The sequence below is a fragment of the Frankia sp. EI5c genome, from assembly GCF_001636565.1.
Lineage (GTDB): Bacteria > Actinomycetota > Actinomycetes > Frankiales > Frankiaceae > Parafrankia.
Genome location: NZ_LRTK01000009.1, coordinates 18207 through 43635, shown reverse-complemented (window position 1 = coordinate 43635; position 25429 = coordinate 18207). Strand labels below are relative to the sequence as shown.

At 73.7% G+C, this 25429-nt stretch carries 15 protein-coding genes, 9 pseudogenes and 2 riboswitches; of the genes and pseudogenes, 11 read left to right on the top strand and 13 right to left on the bottom strand.

What is annotated here, in order from left to right; translation table 11 throughout:
* Window positions 1-158 precede the first annotated feature (158 nt).
* Window positions 159-813, bottom strand: a pseudogene (locus tag UG55_RS07580) (TetR/AcrR family transcriptional regulator); the annotation flags it as partial.
* Between the two features lie 127 nt (window positions 814-940).
* Between UG55_RS07580 and UG55_RS07575 the strand changes: the two are divergent.
* Window positions 941-1489: a VOC family protein gene (locus UG55_RS07575; RefSeq protein WP_066064848.1), complete on the top strand. Its 549-nt coding sequence runs from the start codon at window positions 941-943 to the stop codon at window positions 1487-1489.
* Between the two features lie 33 nt (window positions 1490-1522).
* Here UG55_RS07575 and UG55_RS07570 read toward each other — a convergent pair whose 3' ends face one another.
* A complete protein-coding gene (locus tag UG55_RS07570; RefSeq protein WP_083986541.1) occupies window positions 1523-2944 on the bottom strand; it encodes an extracellular solute-binding protein in 1422 nt (473 codons plus the stop codon).
* A 321-nt stretch (window positions 2945-3265) separates the two neighbouring features.
* Between UG55_RS07570 and UG55_RS07565 the strand changes: the two genes are divergently transcribed.
* Window positions 3266-3982 carry a hypothetical protein gene (locus UG55_RS07565; RefSeq protein ID WP_066064974.1) on the top strand — a complete coding sequence of 239 codons (717 nt, stop codon included), beginning with the start codon at window positions 3266-3268 and terminating at the stop codon, window positions 3980-3982.
* 49 nt (window positions 3983-4031) lie between these two features.
* Here UG55_RS07565 and UG55_RS28285 read toward each other — a convergent pair whose 3' ends face one another.
* Window positions 4032-5282, bottom strand: a complete 1251-nt coding sequence (locus UG55_RS28285) for a hypothetical protein (protein WP_242423872.1) — start codon at window positions 5280-5282, stop codon at window positions 4032-4034.
* Between the two features lie 1164 nt (window positions 5283-6446).
* Between UG55_RS28285 and UG55_RS07550 the strand changes: the two genes are divergently transcribed.
* Genes UG55_RS07550 through UG55_RS07535 form a run of 4 tightly spaced genes read left to right on the top strand, consistent with a single transcriptional unit; the run spans window position 6447 to window position 12445 of the window.
* Window positions 6447-7421: a MoxR family ATPase gene (locus UG55_RS07550; protein WP_066064836.1), complete on the top strand. Its 975-nt coding sequence runs from the start codon at window positions 6447-6449 to the stop codon at window positions 7419-7421.
* Window positions 7418-8782, top strand: a complete 1365-nt coding sequence (locus tag UG55_RS07545) for a DUF58 domain-containing protein (RefSeq protein ID WP_066064833.1) — start codon at window positions 7418-7420, stop codon at window positions 8780-8782. The genes UG55_RS07550 and UG55_RS07545 overlap by 4 nt, the downstream gene beginning before the upstream one ends.
* On the top strand, window positions 8779-11253 hold the full coding sequence (locus UG55_RS07540; protein WP_083986537.1) for a transglutaminase domain-containing protein: 2475 nt from the start codon (window positions 8779-8781) through the stop codon (window positions 11251-11253). Before UG55_RS07545 ends, UG55_RS07540 begins: the two co-directional genes overlap by 4 nt.
* Window positions 11237-12445 (top strand): acyl-CoA thioesterase II, encoded by a 1209-nt coding sequence (locus UG55_RS07535; protein ID WP_242423871.1) that lies wholly within the window; start codon window positions 11237-11239, stop codon window positions 12443-12445. Before UG55_RS07540 ends, UG55_RS07535 begins: the two co-directional genes overlap by 17 nt.
* On the opposite strand, the gene UG55_RS07530 is transcribed toward UG55_RS07535, so the two are convergent.
* Both UG55_RS07530 and UG55_RS07525 read right to left on the bottom strand, forming a co-directional pair.
* A complete protein-coding gene (locus UG55_RS07530; protein WP_242423864.1) occupies window positions 12421-13098 on the bottom strand; it encodes an enoyl-CoA hydratase-related protein in 678 nt (225 codons plus the stop codon). The genes UG55_RS07535 and UG55_RS07530 overlap by 25 nt on opposite strands.
* A gap of 114 nt (window positions 13099-13212) precedes the next feature.
* A complete protein-coding gene (locus UG55_RS07525; RefSeq protein WP_066064827.1) occupies window positions 13213-14832 on the bottom strand; it encodes a serine/threonine-protein kinase in 1620 nt (539 codons plus the stop codon).
* 318 nt (window positions 14833-15150) lie between these two features.
* Between UG55_RS07525 and UG55_RS07520 the strand changes: the two genes are divergently transcribed.
* The 5 genes and pseudogenes from UG55_RS07520 (at window position 15151) to UG55_RS07505 (ending at window position 20518) form a co-directional block, all read left to right on the top strand.
* On the top strand, window positions 15151-15369 hold the full coding sequence (locus UG55_RS07520) for a hypothetical protein (protein ID WP_066064824.1): 219 nt from the start codon (window positions 15151-15153) through the stop codon (window positions 15367-15369).
* Window positions 15370-15507: 138 nt separating this feature from the next.
* Window positions 15508-15602: riboswitch (glycine riboswitch) on the top strand.
* A 3-nt stretch (window positions 15603-15605) separates the two neighbouring features.
* A riboswitch (glycine riboswitch) is annotated at window positions 15606-15716 on the top strand.
* 138 nt (window positions 15717-15854) lie between these two features.
* A pseudogene (locus UG55_RS07515) lies at window positions 15855-18485 on the top strand (glycine dehydrogenase (aminomethyl-transferring)); the annotation flags it as partial.
* Between the two features lies 1 nt (window position 18486).
* Window positions 18487-19013 (top strand): annotated as a pseudogene (locus UG55_RS33330) (glycine dehydrogenase (aminomethyl-transferring)); the annotation flags it as partial.
* A gap of 250 nt (window positions 19014-19263) precedes the next feature.
* Window positions 19264-20007: an FkbM family methyltransferase gene (locus UG55_RS07510; RefSeq protein WP_242423862.1), complete on the top strand. Its 744-nt coding sequence runs from the start codon at window positions 19264-19266 to the stop codon at window positions 20005-20007.
* A gap of 61 nt (window positions 20008-20068) precedes the next feature.
* Complete coding sequence (locus UG55_RS07505; RefSeq protein WP_066064815.1) at window positions 20069-20518, top strand: MaoC family dehydratase; 450 nt, start codon at window positions 20069-20071, stop codon at window positions 20516-20518.
* A 146-nt stretch (window positions 20519-20664) separates the two neighbouring features.
* Here the strand turns inward: UG55_RS07505 and UG55_RS27015 are convergent.
* From UG55_RS27015 to UG55_RS27010, 8 genes and pseudogenes are all read right to left on the bottom strand, one after another.
* The coding region (locus UG55_RS27015) for a class I SAM-dependent methyltransferase (protein WP_242423861.1) at window positions 20665-22017 on the bottom strand (1353 nt) is incomplete at its 3' end.
* Window positions 22018-22187: 170 nt separating this feature from the next.
* Window positions 22188-22852, bottom strand: a pseudogene (locus UG55_RS33325) (MMPL family transporter); the annotation flags it as partial.
* Between the two features lie 6 nt (window positions 22853-22858).
* Window positions 22859-23020: pseudogene (locus UG55_RS33320) on the bottom strand (MMPL family transporter); the annotation flags it as partial.
* Window position 23021: 1 nt separating this feature from the next.
* Window positions 23022-24208 (bottom strand): annotated as a pseudogene (locus tag UG55_RS33315) (MMPL family transporter); the annotation flags it as partial.
* Between the two features lies 1 nt (window position 24209).
* A pseudogene (locus UG55_RS33310) lies at window positions 24210-24501 on the bottom strand (MMPL family transporter); the annotation flags it as partial.
* Between the two features lies 1 nt (window position 24502).
* A pseudogene (locus UG55_RS33305) lies at window positions 24503-24731 on the bottom strand (MMPL family transporter); the annotation flags it as partial.
* 194 nt (window positions 24732-24925) lie between these two features.
* Window positions 24926-25012 (bottom strand): annotated as a pseudogene (locus UG55_RS33300) (TetR-like C-terminal domain-containing protein); the annotation flags it as partial.
* A gap of 1 nt (window position 25013) precedes the next feature.
* Window positions 25014-25311 (bottom strand): TetR/AcrR family transcriptional regulator (locus UG55_RS27010; RefSeq protein WP_242423860.1); only part of this gene is annotated, 298 nt, incomplete at its 3' end.
* Window positions 25312-25429 lie beyond the last annotated feature (118 nt).

Sequence of the window (25429 nt, the reverse complement as noted above, 5' to 3'; positions counted from 1 at the left end):
CTCAGGTTCCGCTCACCGGAAACGGTCGCCCGGCACACCGGTCACGTGCCGGGCGACCGGCTGCCTCACGGAACGTCGCCGTGGCTGACCCGCGCCGGGCCGGGATGGGGGTTCCTCTCCGCCGGCGGGCGGGTTCCTCTGCGCTGGCGGGGGCGGCCTCAGCCGGTAGGCGGGGGCGGTGGCTGGCGGAACCCCGTGATGAGGACCGCGATGTCCGCCGAGACGATCTCGGTGAAGGAACGGTCCGCGTAGGCCCCGGCGGCCCAGTGCCGGGCCCCTTCACTGATCATCGACTGGGCGAGGCGTGCCAGCCGCGCCGCGTCGACATGCGGCGGCAGCTCGCCGGTGACGACCGCGCGGTCGAACAGCTCGCCGAAGATCAGGGTCGAGTGCTCCGGTTGAACGGTGCCGACCAGACTCCGCTGCTCGTACCGGTAGCCCTCCATGACCATCTCGAAGATCAGTTCCGGCGGGTTGCGGCGCATCGAGCGTTCGAGGCTGGTCAGGGTGGCGGTGACGACGGCGGAGATCTCGTAGCGGCCCTGTGACAGCTCGCGCGCGGTCTGCTTCGCCGCGTCGGTGGACTGCAGGCTGATCTCGAAGAGCATGTCCTCCTTGCGCGGGAAGTAGAAGTAGAACAGCCCCTTCGAGACACCGGCGGCCCGGCAGATGTCGGCGACAGTGGTCGCCGCGTACCCGTTGGCCCGCCACAGCGCCAACGCCGCCTGGACCAGGACGCGCTTCGTCTCGCGCGACCGCGCCTGCTGGTAGGAGGCGCGGCGCTGACCACGGTCAGCACCTGTGCTGGTTGCCNCTGTGGCCATCGATCAAGTCTAACGCCACGGCCAATATGTTGACTCGTTTTCAATATCGGGAATAGCGTTCCGGGTGCGGCCGGCCCGCCGTCCGAAGGCCGTACCCCGACTCCTGGAGCGATCCCGTGCCTGGTCTGCCGTCAGCCGTCGACCCGAACATCCTGCCGGGTGTGGTGCGCCAGAACGGCTATGTGGTGCGGGACATCGACACGGCGATAGCCGCCTGGCTGAGCCTGGGCGTCGGTCCCTGGTACGTGCTCCGCGAGCGCCGCCAGGCCGGTCTCTACCGCGGCCAGGACTGCGAGGTGACGGTGTCGGTCGCCTTCGCCAACAGCGGTGACCTGCAGCTGGAGCTGATACAGCAGCACGGCGACACACCCAGCATCTACACCGAGTTCCTGGACTCCGGGCAGGAGGGCTACCACCAGCTCGCCTTCTGGGCACCGGACTTCGACGCGACCATGAGCTCGGTGGCCGCCGCCGGGTGGCCCGTCGTGTGGTCCGGCGGCGGCGAGGACGGCGGCACCCGCTACGCCTACTTCGAGCCGCCCGCGGGTCCGGCGACCATCATCGAGATCATGGAGCTGAACCCGGCCACCGAGGGCATGGCGAAGCTCGTCCGGGAGGCGGCGGCGGGCTGGGACGGGACTGATCCCGTCCGCGCGATCGGCTGACGGCCCGCCGGCCGCCCCGGGCGAACCCGCGGCTCAGCGCACCAGTTCGGTTACCTTTCGCTGCGCCGCGGTGAGGGTCGCGTTCGGATCGGCTCCCCTGATGATCGCGACGAGCTCGTCGTTGATCGTGTCGTGGACCTCGCCGCCGCGCTCACCGCCCCACGTCGGGGCCTGGACGATGGCCGGGATCAGCGCGTCGAACTGCGTCAGTTCGGGGAACTCCCGGTAGAAGGGCGCGAGCTGGGTCCGCGCCGCGGTGTCGACGGGGTAGAAGCTGAAGGCCTCGGTGCCGGCCGCGATCACCTCGGGGGAGAGCAGCGCGACGACGAGCTCCGTGGCCATCTCCCGCTGGCAGCGGTCGGTGGACAGCACCGCCAGACCGTTGCCGCCCGCGACGGGCCGAACGCTGCCGCCGGGCAGAGTCGGGAAGGGCAGGACCCCGACCTCGAAGCCCTGGGCGCCCTGATCGTGGATGTAGCGCAGGCCCCCCGCCAGCGTCGGCAGCGTGACCGCGCTGATCGCCGTCTCCCGGCGGATGCCGAACCGCAGCAGTCCCTCGGTGGTCGGGTCGCTGGACTGCGGTCCGTAGGTGCCCACCTTGGCGAGGAAGGCGGCGGCCTCACGGGCAGCGGGTGTGGTGAGGTCGGGCTGGCCGTCGGCCTTCTGCACGGGCGTGCCCTTGGAACTGGCCAGCGTGCTCAGATACCACTGGGCGAATCCGCCGGTCGGCAGGTCGATCGGCTGGATCGACTGGCCCGAGGCCTTGATCTTGTCCGCGGCCGCGAGAACGCCGGTGGTCGTCGTCAGCGTCGCGGGGTCCACCCCGGCCTTCTCCAGAACCCCCTTGTTGTAGACGAGGGTGAGGACCGACACCTGCTGCGGAATCGCGACCAGCTTGCCGCGGTACTCGCCCAGCGGCAGGAACCGCTGGTCGTAGGAGGCACGCAACAGGCTGGGCGAGAGTTCCTGGGCGCCGAGGTCGGTCGCGAAGGTGGGGAGCAGGTCGAAGCCGGCGACGGCTACATCCGTGGAGCGGCCCGCCGCGCGGTCCGCGCTGAGCTGGGCCACCAGCTCCGGGTAACCGGGTGCCTCCGCCGACAGTTCGACGGTGAGGCCCGGGTGGGCCTTCTCCATGTACGCCTTGCCCGACTTGGCGGCGTCGTTGAGTGACCCGACGGCGGCCATCCGCAGGGTCTTCACCGCGGCCGCGCATTCCGGCGAGGCCTTCGCGCCGTTCACGTCATCCACGCTGGCGGTGGCGGGCCGGGCGGTCGGGCGCAGGCTTTCGGCCGGGTCGACGGCCGAGTCGGAACCGCCGCCGCAGGCGGTGAGCAGGCTCGCGGTGACGGCCCCGGCCAGCGCCGCGGCCAACGGAGCCGCCCGGCCGGTCCGCACCCGGCCCCACCCGGGCCCCGGCCTGCGCTGCCGGGGTGACCGCGGGGCCCGCGACCTCATCGGAGACTGGGCGGAGGAGCGCTCCGCGCGCGGTTCTGGCGCATCGCTGAACATCGGCGTTCCCTCTCGTGGGTTCCCGCCCGACCGGCTGCCGGTGGCCGTGGACTCTGTGCGTGGCCGTCGCCGTGTGGACATCGTTGTCGCGCGACGCCCGGATCGGTGGGCCGATTCCGTCACGGTATTCCGACCGGCTAACCCGGTCCGCGGCGCGAACCTTACCGCGCGCCTCGCCGGGAGTGTCCGGTGCGCGATTGCTTTTCCTGGTCAGCGGCCCACACTGCCGATATCGCCGTGTTCCCGCAGCCCGTCTCGGAGGCTCTCATGCAGCGATCCCCGTTGTTCCGCCGGCGCGGGCGGCCCGTTCGCCCGGCACGAACGGGCGCCCTCGCCGTGCTCTCGGTGTTGCTGTGTGTCGGACTCGCGGCCTGTGCCGGCGGAGACGGTCCGGACACGGACGAGCCGCCGACCGCCAGTTCCACCGCCGGCCCGGCGACTCCGGGTGACCCGGCGGCCTCGTCCGGTACGGGGGGCTCGTCGGGCATCCCCAGCCCGGCTGGGCAGGTCCCACCGGGTGACGTGCCTTCGGGCGGGGCGGCGCCGAACTGGGAGACCGGTCAGACCCGGGTGGAGCGCCAGATCACGGGAGCTCCCCAACTGGTCGCGCTGCGGAGCGCCCGCAACCAGGCGGACGGAGCGGTGTTCGACCGGCTGGTCCTGGAGTTCCGCGGCGGTCTGCCCGGCTACACCGCCGGCTACGTCGACGAGGTGGTGCGGCCGGGCTCCGGAGCACCGCTGCCGCTGACGGGCGCGGTCACGTTCGAGATGGTCATGATGCCCGCCGCGGCGCATGACGACGCGGGTGAACCGACACTCACCACCCCGCGGACCGGGGGTGGGCTGCCCATGCTGGTCAGTTATGTGCTTGCCGGCGACTTCGAGGGCTATGTGCACGTCGGCGCCGGACTGGACCGTCGGACGGGCTACCGGGTCATCGAGCTGCGGAACCCGGACCGCCTGGTGATCGACTTCAGGGCCTGACCGTCGGTCTGGCGACGGCGCATCGTCCTGGTCAGGGAAATCGTCCTGGTCAGGGAAGAAGCAGCCCGCCAGGCGGCGGTGACGGGTCCGCGGTCAGGGTGGGTGACGGGCGTGGTGTGCCGCTGGGCGGCACGGTCACGGTCGGCCGGGACGGCGGTGGCGGCGGTGGCGGCGGTGTTGGTGGTGGCGGTGCGGTCGGCGACGGCGTCGGTCTGGGGAGCGCGGTCGGCTCGGCCACCTGGTCGCGGTCCGGCTCCATGCCGGTCGACGCGCTGGTCCGTGGGCTCGGGGTCCCGGCGGTGGCCGGTCGGGCGGTCGTCGGCTCAACCGGGCCGTGCCCGCCCCGTCCCGATGGGTGGGTGCGCTCCGGGTCGGGGAGCGGGGGCGGTGCGGGCAGCGGCCGGGCCGATCCGGTCGGCAGGCCGGGAAGATCCGGCGGCTGTTTGGCGATCAGTACCCGCCCTCGGTCGTTGATCAGTACCGCGTCGGGCCCGGCGGCATCGTTGATCCAGACCTGTCCGTCGTCCACCGTCACGGTGAGCCGCGCCTGCCCGCCGGTGGCGGCGACTCGAACGGGTTCCCCGAAGACGCCCCGGTCGAGGTCGTAGTCGAGCACGATGCCGAGGTCGGAAACCGGAACGTAGGCATGGCCCGCGTGGGCCAGGGGGCTCCCGGGCCGCCCCGTCCCCGGAAGGTCGACGGCGGTCGCCGTGCCGGCGTCCACATCCACCAGGAACAGCCGCCGGCTCGCCGGGTCGACCACGGGTACCGGGCCGTCCTCGGTTCGCGGCGCGGCGAGCAGGCTCGGTGCCGGTGCCGGTGCCGGCCCGGGCGGTGCGTCCCGCCGGGGGAGGGCGATGCTCCGGCCGGGCGCGGTTGGCTGGCCGGTCAGGGGGGCGATCAGGGTGAGGGTGCCTGCGGTGGCGTCGACGGCGACCGGGCGTCCGCCGGCCAGAACGATGTCGACCGCGTTGCCGGGATCGGCCACCTGGCGGGGGAGGGGCACGGCGGCGCCGTCCCGCACCGCCGCGACGGCGCCGGTGGAACGGAGTGGTACCCACAGGGTCCCGTCGTCGGTCTGGGCCACGCCGCCCAGCGGAGGGGGAAGCTGAAGGGCCGGCCCGTCGTCGGCCAGATCGTCGGGGGCGAGCCGCTGGACCCGGCCGGCCGCCGCATCCAGCGCGTACGTGCCGGCACCGCCTGCCAGGATCGTCATTCCCGGCTTGAGATCCGCCGAGCCGGTGCGGGTCAGGCGGGCCGGGTCGACCAGGTACACCCGACCGGTGGCCGGCTCGCTCACGACCACCTTCGACGCGGCCGGGGTGACAGTCAGATCACGGCCGACCGCCTCGGGAATCGTGACCGCGGCGTTCGCGCGACCGGCCGGGCCACTCAGGTGGACCAGCGTGCCCGTGGTCGAGGTGATGAGCCAGGTGCCGCTGTCGGTGAGATCGAGTCGGGTGGGTGCCGCCCCCCGCCCCGCGGCGCCGAGCGACGCGACCGCGCAGACGACGGCGGCGCCCCCGAGAAGGACACGTGCCAGCCGGACCGCCCGCCCCGCACCGGCGGGAGCCGGGCACCTGCGGCGCCGCGAGGCCGGGCGGCGTGGGACTCGGCGCGAACAGCCGATGATCGCGGGCCTCCAGTGGCATCGATGGCCGCCGGGAACACCCGGCCGGGAACGGGTCGCGGTACCGCCGCACCGCCGCACCGCCGCACCGCCGGGACGGGCCTCCGCCCGGCCGGAGGGAAAGCCGGGCGGAGGCCGGTGACGGACCCTCCTCGCGACGAGAAGATCACAACGAGAACCCATCTGGATCTGGGTGTTCGTGGTCCTTCCGTCGCGCGATGGCCGAGGCGCCGGCGGCTGCCCCCGCCGGCTGTCGGCCACTCGTGGTGGCCCGTCGACAGGTCTGACGCGTAACCATGCCCACGGGTTGCGGTCCGTCTTCTGCGAAGCGTGACAATTTTTGGCAGAGCGTGACAAGTATCCCGCGCAGCGTGGTGGCTGGCGCGGGTCCGCTCCGCGGCCGAGGAGCTCCCCGCTCCGCTGCCGGCGGTCGGTGCCGAGGCCCCTCACCACGGCTTTCACAACATTTTCCGGACGGGGGACAACGAATCGGGCGACCCCGTCGTCTACTGCAGCGGAACGGTTCGGCTCCGTGGCAGCGACGCTGCGGTGACGGTCGCCAGCGACACCGCCTGGTGGTGCTGGCCGGCGGTGTCGGTGGGCACTGGCGGCTCAGCCGTGGGAGGCGCGCCGGGGGCCGTTCCGTTCCCGGGCAGCTCCCCCCGCTGCCCGTGGCGGGTCGTGCCGGTCACTCCCCCTGGACCGGCACGACCCGCCTCTTCACCCGACCCACCCCACACAGGAATCCCCGGCACACGGTCTCCCACCACACGGCTTCCCCCGGGCAGACGGCTTCCCAGCACCTGAGGCCTCACCACACGCGGAGGTTCGATCATGACGGTCAGCACCGAGCGGGCGGCCCCGTTCTCGATCGCCTTCGAGGACGTGGTCACCAACATCGAGCGGGTGATCCGCGGTAAGCGCTCCGCGGTGGAGCTCGCCGTCATCTGCCTGTTCGCCGAAGGTCACCTGCTGGTCGAGGACGTCCCCGGACTCGGCAAGACCACCCTGGCCCGCAGCCTCGCGGCCTCGGTGAACGCCGGGTGCCACCGCATCCAGTTCACCCCCGACCTGCTGCCCGCGGACATCACCGGCACCAATGTCTTCAACCAGCGGGCGGGCGAGTTCGCCTTCCGTCCCGGCCCGGTCTTCGCCAACCTCGTCATCGGCGACGAGATCAACCGGGCGTCGCCGAAGACCCAGTCCGCCCTGCTGGAAGTGATGGAGGAGCGGCTCGTCACCGTCGACGGCACCCGCCGGCCGGTGCCCCTGCCGTTCATGGTGATCGCCACCCAGAACCCGGTGGACATGGACGGGACCTACGCGCTGCCCGAAGCCCAGCTCGACCGGTTCCTCATGCGGCTGCGCGTCGGCTACCCCACGCTGGAGGCCGAGCTGCAGATCCTGGAGGGTCGGCAGGTTGGCCGGCGGGTCGAGGATCTGCGGCCGGTGATGCGCGCCGAGGACGTCGCCGCGCACGCGGAGTGGACGCTGGGCATCCACGTGGCACCGGAGATGCGGCGCTACATCGTGCGGGTGGTCGCCGCGACCCGCTCCCGGCGGGACGCGGTGCGTCTCGGCGCCAGTCCGCGGGGCAGCGTGGCGCTGCTGCGGGCGGCCCAGGTCCGGGCGGCCGCGGCGGGGCGGGCCTACGTGACGCCGGACGATGTCAGCGCGCTCGCCGGCCCCGTGCTCGCGCACCGGCTCGTGCTGAGCCCTGAGGCGGAGCTGCGTCGCCTCACCGCCGAGGACGTCATCGCGGAGGTGCTGGACACGGTCCCGTCGCCGCGGCGCCTCGTCAGCGCGTGAGCGCGCCGACCCTCCGGCGGCCGCCGGAGATCACCTCCACGGCCTGGGGGCTGCTGGTCGCGACGGCCATGTTCGGCGTGGCCGCGGCGCTGCTGCGCTACCTGGAGCTGGTGGTTCTCTGCGCCGCCGGCGCGGCCGCCCTGCTGGCCACCGTCGCGGCGGTGGCCCGCCCGCCCCGGGTCGGTGTCGGGCTGCGGCTCACCGGCGATCCGGTCACCCGCGGGGAGGAAGCCGCCCTCGTGGTCACGCTCGTGAACCACTCCCGGTGGACGGCTCCGCCGTTCACGCTTCATGTCCCCACCGAACCGGTCGGGTCCGCGGCCCCGCCCGGTTCGGGGGCGCCGTCCGGTTCGGCGGAGCCGTCCGGTTCGGCGGAGCCGGTCAGGCCGGTGCCGTCGCTGGGTGCCGTGGGCGTCCGCCGGCTCCGCGGGGGCGCCACCCGCGAGATCGTGCTGCCGCTGGACACCTCCGTCCGGGGAGTCAGCCGGATCGGGCCGTGCTGGGTGGACCGGCGTGACCCGTTCGGTCTCGCCCACCGGCGCCAGCCGCTGGGCGCGGCGGTCACGCTGCGGGTCCGCCCGCGGGTCCGCCCGCTGCCGCCGCCGCGCACCGCGCCCGCCCGTGACCCCGACGGCCAGGGCGGGACGGGCAGCGCGGGCGGGCTGATGTTCCACACCCTGCGCGAGTACACCGCGGGCGAGGACCTGCGGCTGGTCCACTGGCCCGCCAGCGCCCGGCTGGGGACCCTCATGGTCCGCACCCATGTGGACCCGAGCGAGCCCGCGTCCACCGTCGTGCTCGACTCCCGGCGAGGCGCCTACCCGCCTGGCCCGGTCGGGGCAGGCGTGTTCGAGGACGCGGTCGACGTCGCGGCCTCGGCCGTACTCGCCTGCGCGCGCGACGCCCACAGCGTCCGCCTGGTCACTTCGGGCGGGGTGCGGATGACCGGCCGTCGTCGGGCCGCGGACGTCGACTCACTGCTCGACCAGCTGGCGGCGGTGCGCCCCGACGAGGGCACGGAGCTGGATGTGCTGCGGACGCTGCGCCGTGGCCCGGTCGGCACCCTCGTCCTCGTCACGGGTGCGCTTGGCGCCGATGTGATCACGGCCCTGACGCCGGTGGCCGACATGTTCGGCCAGGTGATCGTCCTGCGGCTGGGACCACGCAGCGAAGCGGCCGCCCGTGCGCTGGGCCGGCGGACCCCGACCGGGCGGGCGCGGCTGCGCCCGAACGCCGCCGCCGCCAGCCGCGAGCGGGCTGACGCGGGGACGCCGCTGAGCACCACCGGATCGGGCCGGGTACGTGTCCTCCACCTGGCCTCCGCCGCCGCCGCGCCGGCCGTCTGGCCGGGTGGGTCATGACCGGCGGCGCGGCGGTGGCGGCCCGCGCCGGCCGCGCGGGGCTGGGCGGCCGCGCGGGGCTGGGCGGCCGGGTGGGGCCGCATGGCGGGGTGGGAGAGCCTGGCCGGGCGGGGCCGGTGCGGGCGGCCGCCGGGCTCGCGTTCGTCGCGGGCCTGGCGCTGTCCGGTGGCAGTGCCTTCACCCGCCTGTTCCCCACCCGTGACCTGTGGGTCCCGCTGCCGGTGGCCGCCGTCCTGCCGGTGGTGCTGGTGGGCCTGCTGAGCGGGTACCGGCGTGGTCGGGCGCTGTCGCCGGCGCTGACCGTGCCCGCCTGGCTGCTCGGCTTCATCCTCTGGGCGGCCTATACCGTCGCGGCCGGCGCGGGCGGGTTCCTGGCGCGTCTCAGCCTGGTCCGCACGGGTGTGATCGACGGCTGGGCGCGGCTGCTCGACGTGGCGGGCCCCGCCCCCGCCGATCCCGACCTGCTGATCGTGGCGCTCGCGCCGACCTGGCTGGCCGCCGCGCTCGGCGCGGAGCTCACCGTGCGGACGAAGGCGGTGCTCACCCCGGTCCTGCCCGCCGTCGTGACGCTGGTCGCCGGGACGGCGACAGCCCTGCCCGTTCCGGGTGACAACCTCCCCCAGACGGGGGTGCTGGTGGCCCTGTCCGCCGGCTACGCCCTGACCCGGCTGCCCCGCGCGGGCGGGTGCACCCTGGCCCGCACCTGGCTCCGCGGTACCGCGGCGACACTGGTGGTCCTGCTCGCCGGGGTGGTCGCCGCCGCCGCGGTGACCAGAGACGGGCTCGGTGACCCGGTCGACCCGCGGGCGTATCGCGCGACGCCGCCGGTGGACGCGGCCGAGCTCAGCCCGGTCGTCGCGCTCAGCGGCTGGACGGCCCGGCCCGACGACATCCTCTTCCGTGCGGACCTCGCCGGCCCGGACCCGACCGAAGCGGTGCCCCTGCGCCTCGCCGTGCTCGACTCCTACGACGGCATGAGCTGGCAGTCCACGGCGAGTTTCGTGCGCGCCGGCGGCACCGTCGCGCCGCCGCGGGACGGCTCGGCGGGCCCGGCGCCCGGGCGGGACGCCGAGGTACGCCAGCGGATCGAGATCGTCGGCCTGCGCGGGCGGCTGCTCCCCGCCGACGGCCGGCCGACCAGCGTGCCGGCGGATGTCCGGATCGACCCGGAGACCGGGATGCTGCGCAGCGATCGCCCGCTGGCCGCCGGCACCCGGTTCGAGATCGTCTCGGCCGGGCGGCCCGCACCCGCAGGCGCACCCGCGGCCGCGGCCCTGTCCGCGCCGCCGGCCGGATCGGCCGCACCCGCCGGAAGCGACCCCGACCTGCGCGTCCCCGCGGACCCCCCGCCCCCGTTGCGGTCGATGGCGGATCTCGCGACCGCCCGCGGCCGGACGCCCTTCGAACGCGCGGCGCTGCTGAGCAGATATCTGAGCACGAACTTCGTCTTCGACCCGGCCGTCCCGCCGGGGCACGCGTTCGGCCACATCGACCACTTCCTGAGCCACACCCGGCGCGGGACATCGGAGCAGTTCGCCACCACCTTCGTGCTGGCCGCGCGACTGCTGGGGCTGCCGACCCGGCTCGCGGTCGGATTCTCCGCGCCGCCGGCCACGGACGGGCCGACCCGCACCGTGCGCGGGGCCGACGCCCTCGCCTGGGCGGAGGTGCGCCTGGCGGGCGTCGGCTGGGTGCCGTTCTTCCCGACCCCGCGGTCCGCCGACGTGCGGGGCGCCAGTGTCGCCGGCTCCAACCAGGGCGAGACACCCGAGCAGGCGGAGCTCATCGAGGCCGCCCTGCGCTCCGTGGCCGCCGGTGGCGGTGGCACGCTCCCCACCGCCCGGGACGCAGTCGCTGCCACCGGCGGCGAGAAGGGGGTCGCCGGGACGGAGCCCGCGGACCGGCCCGCTCCGGCGGGTGCCGGGTGGCGGTGGCCGCTCCTCGGCGTTGTCGTCGTGGCCACGGCCTCGCTCCTCTATCTACTCGTGCTACTCGTGGCGGTGGTGGGGGCGGGCGCTCGCCGCCGCCGTCTCCGCTCCGCCGGCCAGGCGAGAGCCCGAGTGGTGGCCGCCTGGCGGTACGCCCTGGAGGCGCTCGCCGACGCCGACCTGGTGGTGCCGGCGGCAGCCAGCCCCGCGCGGGTCGTCGAGCTCGCCGCGGCGGCCGAGGTGGGGCCGCCGGCCCAGCGGGCGCTCGACGGGCTGGCGGAGCTGGTGACGCTGGCCCTCTTCGCCCCGGCCACCGTCCTGGACTGGGACGGCGCGGCTGGCACCCAGGCCGCGGAGGAGTCCTGGCGACTGTTGGAGCAGGCCGAGCGGTCGCTGCGCGAACGCGGGACCCGCCGCCGCCGGCCGGGCGCCCGGGAACGGGCCGGTGATCCCGGTGCCGCCGGTGGGGGTGGGCTGCCCGCCGGCGGCCGCGGCCCGGCGGAGGACTCCGCGGACGAGGACAGCTTTGCCTCGGTGGCGTGATCCCACGTTCCCCGACACCGACCGGGCCGCGGGTTCCGGGCCCGGGGCCGCACCCGGCCCGGAGCGGATGGCGGCGCCGGAACGTGCGCACGAGGAGCAGCCGACTGTCCCGAACCGGCTGCGCCGGCGGCGGAGCGGTCCCGGGCTGGTCCGATCGGTCGGGCTGACGCCCATCCGGATCACGGTGGAACGAATCGACCCGGCCAGGCCCGGGCTCGCGGGCCGTCCGGCGGGTCGGCCGGTCCGCTGGGTTGGGCCGGCGGGGCGCCCGGCGGACGGTGGGGCGGGCGCGCCGGCCCGCGGGCCCGGTTTCGGGGATCTCGCGGCGCTTGAGCACATCGACCGGGACGTCTTCCGCGCCTGGTGGACGAGTCCCGACGCCGAGGCCGTGCACACCGGGCTGATCGGGGTGCAGGCCCAGCTCGCCGCGACCCGCACCGTGGCGGGCGGCCGTCCCGTGCACTCGCTGCACGCGTATTTCCCGCACCCGGCGCACGGGCGGGCCTCGATCGTCTACCTGGTCGACCGGGTCCGCGACGGCGGCCAGTCGACGACGCGGCGGGTCACCGGCGTCCAGGACGGCGAGGTGGTCTGCGTCATGTCCCTGCTGTTCGGCCGCGGTGGGCAGGCCGGGCACCAGCTGAAAGCGCCCTCCGCACCACCGCCGCTCGACCTGGAGCGGGTGCCCGTCACCGCCTCGACCGTGGCCGCCGCCACCGTCGAGCGGCTGGTGGACCTGCGGGTGGTCGCGGCCGGGACATCCCGGGGCGTGTCTCGGGACGGGCCACCGGGCGCGGCGCCGGACGCGCGGCGCGGGGCGGTACGCCCGGTGGCCTGGGTGCGACTGGACCAGCCGCTCCCGGACGACCCGCCGTGGCACGCCGGCGCGCTGACCTTCCTCTCCGACCACGTCACGGCCGCCTTCGCCCGGCAGATGCTCGCCGCCTTCACGCGGTCAACCGGAACGCCGCCTACCGGGGCGCCGTCCAACGGCGCGCTGACCGCGCTGAACCACGCGGTCTGGATCCACCAGCCGTTCCGCGCGGACCAGTGGTTGCTCGTCGTGCGGGACAGCCCGTCCGGCACGGGAGACCGGACACTCACCCGGGCCACCTTCTTCAGCCCCGACGGGCGGCTGGTCGCCTCGTCCGCCCAGGAGGCGGCGCCTCAGATCGGGATCTCGACGGCCTGATTCGCGACCAGGCCGGCCACCGCCGAGGCGTACAGCCTCGCCTTGATGGTCCCCAGCGTCGGGGAGGCCTTGCCGGTGAGCGGGCGGGCCATCCCGATCGCCGTCGGCAGCACTTTCTCCTGGTCGGCGACGCCGTCGATGATCCCGGCGGCCAGCGCGTCGTCACCGCCGTAGCGGCGGCCGGTCGTCATCGCCTCGTGGGCTGTCCGGGTCGGCATCCGGGAGCGGATCAGATCGGTGATCCCGCCGCTGAACGGGATGTCGATGTCGACCTCGGGGAGGCAGAAGTAGCCCCGGTCGACCCGCATGACCTGCTGGTCGTGCGACAGAGCGAGGACGGCGCCCGCGCCGAACGCGTGCCCGCCCACGGCGGCGACGGTCGGCATCGGCAGCGTGACGAACCGCGCGAACAGCACCCGCACCGACTGGATGAACGGGTCGATCCCGCCGGGGTTCGCCGTCATCCAGGCGAGGTCGAAGCCGTTGCACCAGAACTTGCCGGACGCGGTCGTGACCAGTGCCTTCGGCTTCGGTGCGGCCTCGGCCTCGTCGAGGGCGCGATTGATGGCGGCGACCGAGGCCGGGTTCAGCCGGTTCTCGTCGTCACCGAGATCCAGGATGAACACGTCACCATCGCGGTCGAGTCCTGACACGTGCCGCTCCTCGCGCACTCGGTCCGGCACCAGGCGCCGGGTGGGTATCTCCCTGCCGATTCGACTATGCCGATCCGCCCGCGCACGTGCCTGGACGGCGGCTGCTCGGCGGGGTCAGAGCGGCCCGGGGCAGGCAGGCACCCCCGGCAGGGCCTCGCCGCCGCTGCCCGGCACCGCCGAGGCGGGCAGGTATCCCCAGGCCCTGGTGTAGCCGAAGGCGTTCTGCCGGGACAGGTCGCCCTGGGTGTAGAGCCACCAGCGGCTGCGCCGTCCGCCGATCTCCGGGTTGTCCCGTCCCTGGGTCTGGCAGATCACCCAGACGCCGGCGGGGTTCGAGCGCATGTAGCCGGAGTCGTCGAGCGGGTCGGTCGCGTCGGCACCGATGTTGGCGAAGACGGGCGATCCCACGTCGGTCGGGCACATGTACTGCCGCTGGAACACCCGGTTCAGGTAGTCGCGGACCAGCCTGGTCCGCGCCACGCAGGAGACGCCGGCCGGCGCGGTCGGCCCGCTCGTCGGCGCCGTCGTCCCCGGCGTGCCCGTGACCCCGGTCGTCGGTGGGCTGGACGCCCCGGCTGGCGGGCTGGCGGCCCCGGCCGGTGTGCCGGCGGTGCCGGCCGCGCCGGTTCCGGCGGCCGTTCCGGTGTTCCCCGTCCTTGCGGCCGCGTCATTCTGTGTGCCGAGCTGGGGGAGCAGGAACAGGGCCGCCGCTGCCAGCAGCAGGACGAGTGGCCCGGCGACGGCGAGGCCGGTGGCCCGCCGGCGGTTCCGACCGTTCCGCCGGTTCCGCCGGGTTGGCTCCGGGGGTTCCGGCGAGCGCTGCGGCTGTGGCTGGGAGGCCGGCGTGGGCGTCGGGCTGCCGGCGAGGCGGGTGCCGAGGTCACTGATTCCCGGTCGGGTGGCGCCGTGCCACGAGGCTGGCCGGGTCGCGTCGGGATCCAGCGTGTCAAGGATCACACCGAGCTCGGCGGTGACCTCGTCCAGGCCGGGACGCAGCTCCGGGGAGCGCGCGAGCATGCGGTTCAGGAGGTTTTCCAGGGCGGGCGGTACGTCCGGGCGGTCCAGTGGCGCCATCACACCGGCCTGAATACGGGTGAATATTTCGGTGGGTGTTTTTCCCGGAAACGGCGTTCTTTTCGTGAGCAGGGCGAACAGGGTCGCGCCGAGCCCGAACACGTCCGCGGCCTCCGCCGGCAGGTCGCCGAGTATCACCTCGGGCGCGGCGAATCCCGCGGTGAAGGCGGCCGAGACGGTGGCCGCGTCACGTCCCATCGTGAAGCTGGCGATGCCGAAGTCGCTGAGCACGGGGTCGTCCGGGCCGCGGAGCAGGATGTTCGCCGGTTTCAGGTCGCGGTGGAGAATGCCGTGCCGGTGCGCGGCGGCCAGCGCCTGGGTGACCGGGACCGCCAGTGTCACCATCTCCCGGACGGGTAGCGGGCCGCTTTCCTCCAGCCGGTCGCGCAGCGTGCCCGCCGGCAGGTATTCCATGGCGATGTACGGCCGGTGGTCGTCCGTGGTTCCGGCGTCGAAGACGGTGATGATGTTGCGGTTGCCGGTGAGCCGCCCGGTCGCCCGGCACTCCCGGACGAAGCGCCGCCGGGCATCCGGGTCGCGCAGGTCGGCGTGTAAGAGCTTCACGGCGACCTGTCGGTCGAAGATCTCCTGTTCGGCGAGGTAGACGGTGCTGAAACCGCCGTGGCCGAGGTCCCGCAGGAAGCGATAGCCGTTGATCATCCTGGACGTCCGGTCGTCAGAGCACGCATCGTGACTGATCACGTTACACGGGTGAAATGGCGCACATTGCCGCCTGTCCGGGCTGTGGCTACTGGTAAAAGCCGGGCCGGCGGAGCGCCGGGAAAGAGTACTCGCGGCCGTCGTCTCCACCGCCGCCGCCCGGGATGATTCGGACTGTCGGCTCCCCCGCGGATGACCTGGGTCTCATCCGGGCATGTCGAGGGCGCGGGCGGTATCCCGGCCGGCCGGAGGTGGCCGGGCGGCCGTCGGCGCGGGCGGACACGGAGGTAATGACGACAGAATTCCGGGAGGACGGACATGTCGCACCAGGCGGTAAAGGACGACCGGCACACGACACCTGCCGGGCAGGGCATCACGGACGACGAGATGGCCCGCCAGGTGACGGGTCAGACATCGCACGACCGGATCGCCAAGACCTTCTTCGAAGGTGAGCGGGGCGGGGCGCGCAGCGATGAGGAGGCTGCCAAGTTCCGTGAGGCACACCGGCGGGAGACGCGTCACCGGGCCGGGGCATAGCGCCGGAGACCAGCGGCGACGGCGCTCGGGACCGTTGGCGGCCGGCCCCGGTGCCGTCTAGCCTGAACCGAGCGCCCGCGTCGCGGGCCGGCATCTGCACGCCAGCGGAACCGTACGCACAACTGCACATCGCGCCGCTCACACCCGTGCGGGAGAGCTCCGGGGGTCATCCCGGGGCGCCGAAGGAGCAAGATCTCCCCACAAACTCTCAGGCCCAAGACCGCCGGGTCAGGCGACTCTGAAAAGCGGACGCGCGAGCGTCCCGCCGACGGTGCAAGCCGACCGCTGACGTCCCGGGTGCCCCCCGGGCGCAGGCGGCCGGCGAAGCTCTCAGGCTGATGACAGAGGGGGAGGCCCGCCGCGACGCGGGTGGGAGACCGCCACCGTCTGGTGGCGGTCTGCCGTCGGCGTCGCCCGACCTCCGGAGCGAAGCGACGATGACCAGCGATGCGACGACGACCAGCAGGACGACGCCCAGCACGACGATGAGCAGCGGTCCGGCAGCCGACGGGGCGCCGCGGCAGCGACCGGAGCCGGTCGCCGCACCGGCGGCCACGGCCACACCGGCACCCGCGCCGGTGTCCGTGCAGGCAACGCTGCCGCGTTTCGCGGACCGCCACATCGGCCCGAACCGCGACGACCGGCTCGCGATGCTGGACCTGCTGGGTCTGGGCTCGCTGACCGCGCTCACCGACGCCGCGGTGCCGGCCGCGATCCGGGACACCGAACTCGACCTGCCCCCGGCGGTCAACGAGAGCGAGGTGCTCGCCGAACTGCGGACCCTGGCAGGTCGGAACCGCCGCGTCACCTCCATGATCGGCCTCGGCTTCCATCCCGCGGTGATGCCCGCGGTGATCCAGCGCAATGTGCTGGAGAACCCGGCCTGGTACACGGCCTACACGCCGTACCAGCCGGAGATCTCCCAGGGGCGGCTGGAGGCACTGCTGAACTTCCAGACGATGATCACGGATCTGACGGGTCTGGCGGTGGCGGGTGCCTCGCTGCTGGACGAGCCCACGGCGGCGGCGGAGGCGATGCAGCTCGCCTACCGGGCCACCCGCGGCCGGCGGTCGACCTTCCTGATCGACGCGGACACACTCCCGCAGACGATCGCCGTCGTCCGGACCAGGGCGGAAGCGCTCGGCATCACTGTCGTGGTCGCCGACCTGCGGGACGGCCTCACCGGCCGGCCCACGCCCGCACCCGGCGAACCGGCCTCCGTCGGAGGCGTCGCCGCGGCCCGCAACGGTGTGGCTGCGGCTGCGGCTGCGGCTGCGGCTGCGGGTGTGGCTGCGGGTGTGGCTGCGGCCGCGGGTGCCGCCGACGTGCTGCCGGACGTCTTCGGCCTGCTGCTGTCCCACCCGGGCGCGAACGGCGAGCTGCGGGACCCCCGAGGGCTGATCGCGCAGGCGCGGGAGCGCGACATCGTGGTGACCGTGGCGGCCGATCTGCTCGCCCTCACCCTGCTGCGCTCACCCGGCGCGCTCGGGGCGGACATCGCGGTCGGGACCACCCAGCGGTTCGGGCTGCCGTTGTCCTTCGGTGGCCCGCACGCCGGCTACCTCGCGGTGCGCTCCGGCCTGGAGCGGATGCTGCCCGGCAGGCTCGTCGGCGTCTCGGTGGACGCGGCGGGCAACCCGGCCTACCGGCTGACCCTGCAGACCAGGGAACAGCACATCCGGCGGGAGAAGGCGACCAGCAACATCTGCACCGCCCAGGTCCTCCCGGCCGTGCTGGCGTCGATGTTCGCCGTCTACCACGGCCCGGACGGGCTGGCGGGCATCGCGGCCCGGGTGCACGGGCACGCGGCGCGCCTGGCCGCGGGGCTGCGCGCGGGCGGGGTGGAGATCGCGCACGGCGAGTTCTTCGACACCCTGCTGGCCCGGGTGCCGGGCCGGGCCGGGCAGGTGGTGGCGGACGCGCTCGTGCAGGGGGTGAACCTGCGCCTGATCGATGACGACCATGTCGGGGTCGCCTGCAACGAGACGACCGTGGAGGCCGATCTGCGGGCCGTCTGGGCCGCCTTCGGCGTGGGTGTCCCGGACCAGCAGCCCCAGCAGGCCCAGCAGCCCCAGCAGGCCCAGCAGGCCGAGCTGGAACTGCCGGGGCTGCCGGCGGCGCTGCGGCGCCCCGAGACGGAGCCGTTCCTGACTCATCCCGTGTTTCACGCGCACCGCTCCGAGACGGCCATGCTGCGCTACCTGCGCCGCCTCGCCGACGTCGACTTCGCGCTGGACCGCGGCATGATCCCGCTCGGTTCCTGCACGATGAAGCTCAACGCGACGACCGAGATGGCCGCCGTCACCTGGCCCGACTTCGCCGACATCCACCCGTACGCCCCGCTGGACCAGGCCGCCGGGTACGTCTCGATGATCCGGGACCTGGAGCTGTGGCTCGCGCGGATCACCGGGTACGCGGCCGTCTCGGTGCAGCCGAACGCCGGCAGCCAGGGCGAGCTGGCAGGGCTGCTGGCCATCCGCGCCTATCACCGCGACCAGGCCGAGCCCGGTGCGGCGGTGCGCGACGTCTGCCTGATCCCGTCCTCGGCGCACGGCACCAACGCGGCGAGCGCGGCGATGGCGGGGATGCGGGTGGTCGTGGTCGCCTGTGACGGCGAGGGCAACGTCGACCTGGACGATCTGACGGCGAAGGCGGCCGCGCACGCGCCGACGCTGGCGGCCCTCATGGTCACCTACCCGTCCACGCACGGTGTGTACGAGGAGGGCATCGCCCGGGCGTGCGCGGTGGTGCACGACGCCGGCGGGCTCGTCTACGTGGACGGAGCGAACCTCAACGCGCTGGTGGGGCTCTCCCGGCCGGGCCGTTTCGGGGCGGATGTCAGCCATCTCAACCTGCACAAGACGTTCTGCATCCCGCACGGCGGCGGTGGGCCGGGGGTCGGGCCGGTCGCGGTCGGCGAGAAGCTGCTGCCGTACCTGCCCAACCATCCGCTGCGCCCGGAGGCCGGGCCGGCGACCGGGGTGGGGCCGATCTCGGGGGCGCCGTGGGGGTCCGCCGGCATCCTGATGATCCCGTGGGCGTACATCCGCCTCATGGGGGCGGACGGCCTGCGGGAGGCGACCTCGGTGGCCGTCCTCAACGCCAACTACATCGCCNGCCGGCTCGGGTCGCACTACCCCGTCCTGTACACGGGCCGCAACGGGTTCGTCGCGCACGAGTGCATCCTCGATCTCCGGCCACTGACGAAGCAGACGGGAGTGACCGTCGACGACATCGCCAAGCGGCTGGTCGACTACGGCTTCCACGCTCCGACGATGTCGTTCCCGGTGGCGGGGACGCTGATGGTGGAACCGACGGAGAGCGAGGACCTGGGGGAGATCGACCGGTTCTGCGACGCGATGATCGCGATTCGGGAGGAGGCCGGGAAGGTCGGTGACGGCGTCTGGCCCCGGGACGACAACCCGCTGCACAATGCCCCGCATACCGCGGAGATGGTGACCGCGGATGAATGGCCCCATCCATACCCGCGGTCGGTGGCGGCCTACCCGGTGGCGTCACTGCGGGCGGCTAAGTACTGGCCGCCGGTTCGCCGGATCGACGGGGCCTACGGTGACCGCAATCTGGTCTGCACCTGCCCGCCGGTCGAGGCCTTCGACTCCCGATACGAACCAGCCCCGGCCTGACCCCGCGCGACTCCTGCCCGGCCGGTGTTCCGGTGGGGTGGCGGCGGGCGCTCCCGCATCACTTGTCACAATCAGCGCGACGGCGAAATGTACGGAACCGTGTCTTGTCAGCACGGCCCGCACATTTTTCGGACAACCAGCTGGCGGGTCCGGTCCGGTTCGGCTCCCGGCGCACGAGGGTGCGCGGGCCGGACCGGGCCGGGTCGCGGCGGCTGGCTCGCGAAAGGGACGTTCCGCGATGCAGGAGCAGATGAACAGACAGCTCGGTCAGCTCCGCCAAACCGCGGTTGAGCTGGGGCTCGGGCCGGCGCTGAAGATGGTGCGGCGCACGGTGCTGCCGAGTGCCCGCCGCAATGCGGTCGACGACCAGCACCTCGCGCTGCTTCTCTCCTTCGTGCTGCAGGAGGACTCCAACTGCATCGACGTGGGCGCGCACCGTGGCGACGTGCTCAAGTCGATCGTGCTGCACGCGCCGCGCGGCGAGCACATCGCCTACGAGCCGCTGCCACACCTGTTCGAGTACCTGTGCCTGGAGTTCCCCACCGTCACGCTCAAGCAGGCGGCCCTCGGGGAGAAGGCCGGCGTCAGCCCCTTCGCCTACGTCCGCAGCCGGCCGGCCTACAGCGGGCTACGCCAGCGGACTCCTGACGGCGCCGAGGAGATCGAGGCGATCGAGGTCGTCGTCGAGGTACTGGACGAGGTGCTCCCGCCCGACCACCGGCTCGACCTGATCAAGATCGATGTCGAGGGCGCCGAGTACGGGGTGCTCAAGGGCGGGGAGAAGCTGCTCGCGGCCAACCGGCCATATCTGATCTTCGAGTTCGGCGTCGCCGCCCGGAAGTACGGGACCACGGCGGAGGATATGTACCGCCTTGTCGACGGTGACCTGGGGCTGCGGATCTTCGACCTGGACGGTACCGGTCCGTACACCCTCGGCACCTTTCGCCGCACCTTCGAGAACGGCAGCCGTTTCAACTTCGTCGCGCACATCTGAGCCGCCGGGGCCCCGCGGCCGAAGTGGAGCGCGTCGAGCGCTGTTTCGGGATACTCACGGGGTGGCGATCGATGGAATCGACGAGCTGAAGAAGCTGCAGGGCCAGGAGCTGGGCACCAGCCAGTGGCAGGAGATCACTCAGGCGCAGGTGAACAGCTTCGCCGAGGCGACCGGTGACTGGCAGTGGATCCACACCGATGTCGAGCGGGCGAAGGGCGGGCCGTTCGGGAAGACGATCGCGCACGGGTTCCTGACCCTGTCGCTGATCCCGATGATCATTGCGGACGTCGCTCAGGTCACCAACATTTCCCTGGCCCTGAACTACGGTCTGAACAAGGTGCGCTTCCCGCAGCCGGTGCCGGTCGGCTCCCGGATCCGCGGCGTCGTCCGCAACCTTTCGATCGATGACGTGTCCGGCGGTGTGCAGGTGGTCAACCAGGTCACCATCGAGCTGGAGGGCACGGCGAAGCCGGCCTGCGTCGCGGAGACCGTGGTCCGTTACCTCGCCTGAGTCCGTTACCTCGCCTGGGCCCGTCACCTCGCCTGGGTCCGGTAGCTCGGGTCTCACCCGCGAGGCTCGCCCACGCACGCGGTGACGATGCGGATGGTCGGCCGCCAGTGCAGGCCGCCCGCGTCCACCGACGGGGCGTGCCACCNGGTGAGGTCGTCGATCATCGCCGGCAGGTCCGAGCTGTCGATCTGCTCCAGCATCGACCGGACGGCTGTGCCCCAGGCCCACTGCCACCAGTGCTCGACGTCGCGGAAGACCAGGTCGGTGGCGACGGACTCGTCCCGAGTGAGCGTCAGGCCGGCGGCCGCCAGTGCCTCGGCGAGCGCGCCTTCCTGAAGGATGGCGAGGCCGGGGCGGCGGTCGGCGGCCCCCAGGCCGGTGGCGCGGCGCAGCGGGTAGTCGGGCCGGTCCCACAACGGGTCCGGCGCGCCGAACACGCTCACCGCCAGCCGCCCGCCAGGACGCAGCAGGCCACGCCACCGGGCGAGCGCCGCGGCCGGGTCGGGCAGCAGGAACAGGCCCATCCCGCACAGCACGACGTCGGCGCTGTGCGGCTCGACCGGCGGCCGCATCGCGTCGGCGACCGTGACGTCGACCCAGGGCAGGGAGCGGGCCTCGGCGTCGGTGGCAGTGAGCTCGACCATGGTCGGCGCCAGGTCGAACGCCCGCACCGTCCCGGTGGGCCCGGTCGCCGCCGCGGCGGGGAACAGGACGGCTCCCCGCCCGCAGGCCAGGTCGACGACGTCGTCGCCGGGCCGGATACCGGCAGCGCTCACCAGGGTCCGCCCCAGGGGGCGGAAGAACGGGACGCCGTGGATGTCGGCGTCGTAGTCGCGCGCCGCCCGCTCGAAGACCGCGACGGTGGGGTGCGCGCCCGCGGGAACGGCTGGTGCCGTGTCGGGCGAGCCCCCGGCCTCGTTCTGCATCGCGGTGCCCCTCTCGGCGGCGCCCATGCCGACGGTGCCCCGGTCGGCGGTGCCATTCTCGAGGGTGGCCCGGTCGGCGGCTATCCGTTCCACCTCGACGACCAGACCGGGGAAGCCGGTCGCGTCGGTCAGGCCGGCGAGATCGGCCGAGTCGATCAGGTCGGTGGCGTCGATCATGTTGCCGGCGGCGCCGGGGGCGCCGCCGGCGCCGGGGGCGGCGCTGGGCGCCAGGCCGAACGACCATTCCCCGGCCGACGGGAAGCCCGCCAGCAGCTCCAGGCGCCGCAGGTCGAGGCCGAGCCGGTTGAGGCCGGCCGGCTCCAGCTCGGCGAACGTGAAGTCCGCCAGCCTCGGCCCGCCGAGCCGCGCGGGCCGGGAGACCGGCTCGGCGCCCGGGTTCCGGACCGGAATCCGGATGGGATCAGCGTCCCGCCGCGGCTCGCCGCCTTGCCCCGGCTGCCGGGGCGGCAGGATCCGCTCGACAGTGATCCCCTCGATGGTGAACCCACCCATGGAGATCGCCTGCACCGCGATCCCGTCCACGGTGAGCCCGTCAATGGTGAGCTCGTCCACGCCGTGTAGCCCTCTTCCGCCGTGCCGCCAGGGGGCGACGTTCTGCCTATGGCGTCTCAGCTAATCAGGACAGATCACCCCATTCCGCCGCCCGGATCGGGGTTAGCCCGGCGACCGAAGGTGCTAACCGCAAGGCCTCCGCAATAGCTCTGACCTGCGGAAATAGAACTTCAGTGATAGGACTGCCGGCCCTGCGCCGCCTGGTCGATCGGCTCGGTCGAGACCTGTGTGGGGATGCCCGAACCGGCCATCGCGGAGTCGGAAGCAGGTTTGGGACGCGCCGACTCACCCGACTTCGGGCTGGCCCCCCGGTTGGTGTCACCCCCGTCGGCGGGTGGCGGGTCGGGGGAGGGGCCACCCCCGGCAGCCACCGGCTCACTCCCGGTGGCCTCCCCCCGGCCCGCTCCGCCGCGGCCGCTGTTTCCGCCGGCACCGCCGGCACCGCCGGCACCGCCGGCACCGCCGGGCCCGCGCTTCCCGCGGGCGCCGCCGGATCCGGCCGCCCCGCCGTCGCCCTCGGCCGCCCCGGCGGCCCAGCCGCCGAGGTGCTCCGACCCGTGCACGTCGACCCGGGGGAGCAGCCGGTCGAACCAGCGCGGCAGCCACCAGTTCGCCCGGCCCAGCAGGGCCATCGTGGCCGGGACCAGCATCAGCCGGATGATCGTCGCGTCGATCAGGACCGCGGCCGCCATTCCCACCCCGACCATCTTCACGGTCACGTCCGGGTCGAGGGCGAAGCCGGCGAACACGGCGATCATGATGAGGGCGGCGCTCGTGATCACGCGGGCGGTCGAGGCGAGACCGCGCACCACACTGCCGTGCGGGTCACCGGTGGNGACCNAGTCCTCCCGGACCCGGGACAGCAGGAACACCTCGTAGTCCATGCTCAGGCCGAACAGGACGGTGAACATCAGTACCGGCAGCCAGCTCGACATCGGGACACTGTGCGGGAGGCCGAGCAGGTCCGTCGCCCAGCCCCACTGGAACGCCGCCGTCACCACCCNGTAGGCGGCCGAGATCGACAGCAGGTTCATCACCGCGGCCTTGAGCGCCACCACCGGTGACCGGAAGACGATGGTCAGCAGCAGGATCGACACCCCGACCACGTAGCCCACCACCCACCACAGCCGTTCGGCGAGCAGCGCGGACAGGTCCGCGAAGATCGCGGTCGTCCCGGTGACGTACACCCCCGCCGGCAGGACGCCGTCGCGCAGGCGCTCGACCAGGAGGGACGAGGCCTCGTCGCTCGGGCCGGTCGTCGGCACCACCTCGATCACCGCCGCGTTCCCGGACGGTGAGACGGCCGGCGGCGCGACCGCGGCGACGCCCGGCACCGCGGCGACCTTCGCGACCAGGCTCCCCAGGGTGTCGCGGGCGACCAGCTCCAGGTCGACGGCCAGCAGCAGCGGGCCGTTGGCGCCCGGCCCGTACTCGGCGGAGATCAGGTCGTAGGCGCGGCGCTGGGTGACGTCGACCGGCTGGCTGCCGGCATCCTGCGGCCACGTGCGCATGGTCAGGACGGGCGAGCTGAGGGCCAGCAGGATGAGCAGCGCCGCGAAGGCCCACGGCCCGGGCCGGTTGCCGATGCGCCTGGCCCAGGCGGCGGTGAGGGTGCGCCTCGGCGCGGCGGGCCCGGCACCCGCCCCGGCTCCGGCGGAGCCGCCGCCCGCGGAAGCCGCCGCGGCGCTGCCGGCGATGGAGCGGGCGGCGAGCATCTCGGCGTGCGCCCGGCGTCGCAGAACCCGCAGGTCGGCGAGGCCACACAGGGCCGGGACCAGGGTGATCGCCACCAGGACGACGGCGATGACGACGGCGGCTGTCGTGAATGCCGTGGTCACGTAGGTGTTGAGCCCGACGAGCCGGAGGCCGGTGAGCGAGATGATCACGGTGAGCCCGGCGAAGACCACCGACGCTCCGGCGGTCGCGTTCGCCCGGCCCGCGGCCTCCCGCACCGACATCCCCGAGCGCAGGCCCTCGACGTGGCGGGTGACGAGCAGCAGCGCGTAGTCGATGCCGACGCCGATGCCCACCATCGAGGCCAGTGACGGCGCGATCGAGCTGACGGTGGTGACCGCCGCGATCAGCGTGATGCCCGAGGCCCCGATGCCCAGCCCGATCATCGCCACCGCGATCGGCACCCCGGCCGCGACCAGCGAGCCGAAGGCGATCAGGAGGATCAGCAGGGCCAGCCNGACGCCGATCGCCTCGGCCCGGCCGTCGACCTCCTGCATGTTCTCCGAGACCTGGCCGCCGACCTCGACCTGCAGGCCGCGGTCGGTCGCGGGGGTCGTCGCGGTGAGCAGGTCCGCCAGCGCCCGCTCGGCGTCCATGTCGGCGACCGGCTGCGTGTAGTGCACGGTGAGCAGAGCGGTGTCGCCGTCGCGGGACATCTCCGGCGGGCCGGCCACGACCGCGGAGGGCAGCCCCGCGAGCCGGGCCCGGACGATCGTGAGCAGGCCGGTGTCCAGCGCCGCGCCGTCGGGGNCGTGCACCACCACCCGGGCATCCGCGCCCGCGAGGCTCGGAAAGCTCGCGCGTAGCAGGTCGGTGCCGCGCTGCGAGGCCGTCATCGGGGCGTCGTAGTCGTCGTGGGGCTTGCCTCCGGAGCCGGCGGCCAGTCCCAGCGCGATGACCAGTGCGGCCAGCCACATCCCGATGACCCGCCACGGCCGGGTGGCCGCGGCAGCGCCGATCCGGTAGAGCAACCCGGACATCAGTCCTCCTCGACTCCGCTGGGCCGACGTGGGGGTGGATGTGGGGGATGGGTGATGCGAGATCTCGGGGTCGTTCGAGACGATCGGGAGACGGGTGGATCGGGTGCGCCCTCGGGCGAATGCTTCGGATGGGGTCGGTGCGTTCGGTGCCGGGCGCCGGTGAGAGCATTGGTGCTTTTCGTCCGGCCCGGCCNGGCTCGGAGGCGGGGTCGGCCAGATCCTCCGGCTGCGGGCCGAAGATGAGCGTGTACTCCGTGGGGTTCTCCTTCGCCCAGCGGCGGNGCGCCCGGGCGACGAGGAGCCAGCGGACCATCTGGTCCTCCGGCGGCCCCGCGCGGAAGGCGGCCTCCAGTGCGTCCGCCAGGGAGCTGTAGGCATCCTGGGCCAGCACGTGGATCAGTGCGGCCCGGCTGTCGAAGTACCGGTAGATCGCCGACGGCGTCATGCCCATCGCCCGCGCCACCGCCCGCAGCGAGAGGCCGGCCGCCCCGTGCTCGGTGAGCTGCTGGTGGGCGGCCGCCTTGATCTCCTCGATGGTCGCCTGGCGGAGGCGTTCGCGCCGGGGTACTGGACTCGTCACAGCGCCATGCTGTGTCTCAGTCGCGACAGGTGTCAACTTCCGAGAACAACAGGTCTTGACGTGAACGGCGTTTGCGAACACTGTTCTCTCAAGAGATCGTGACTCTCGGGAGGGTCCC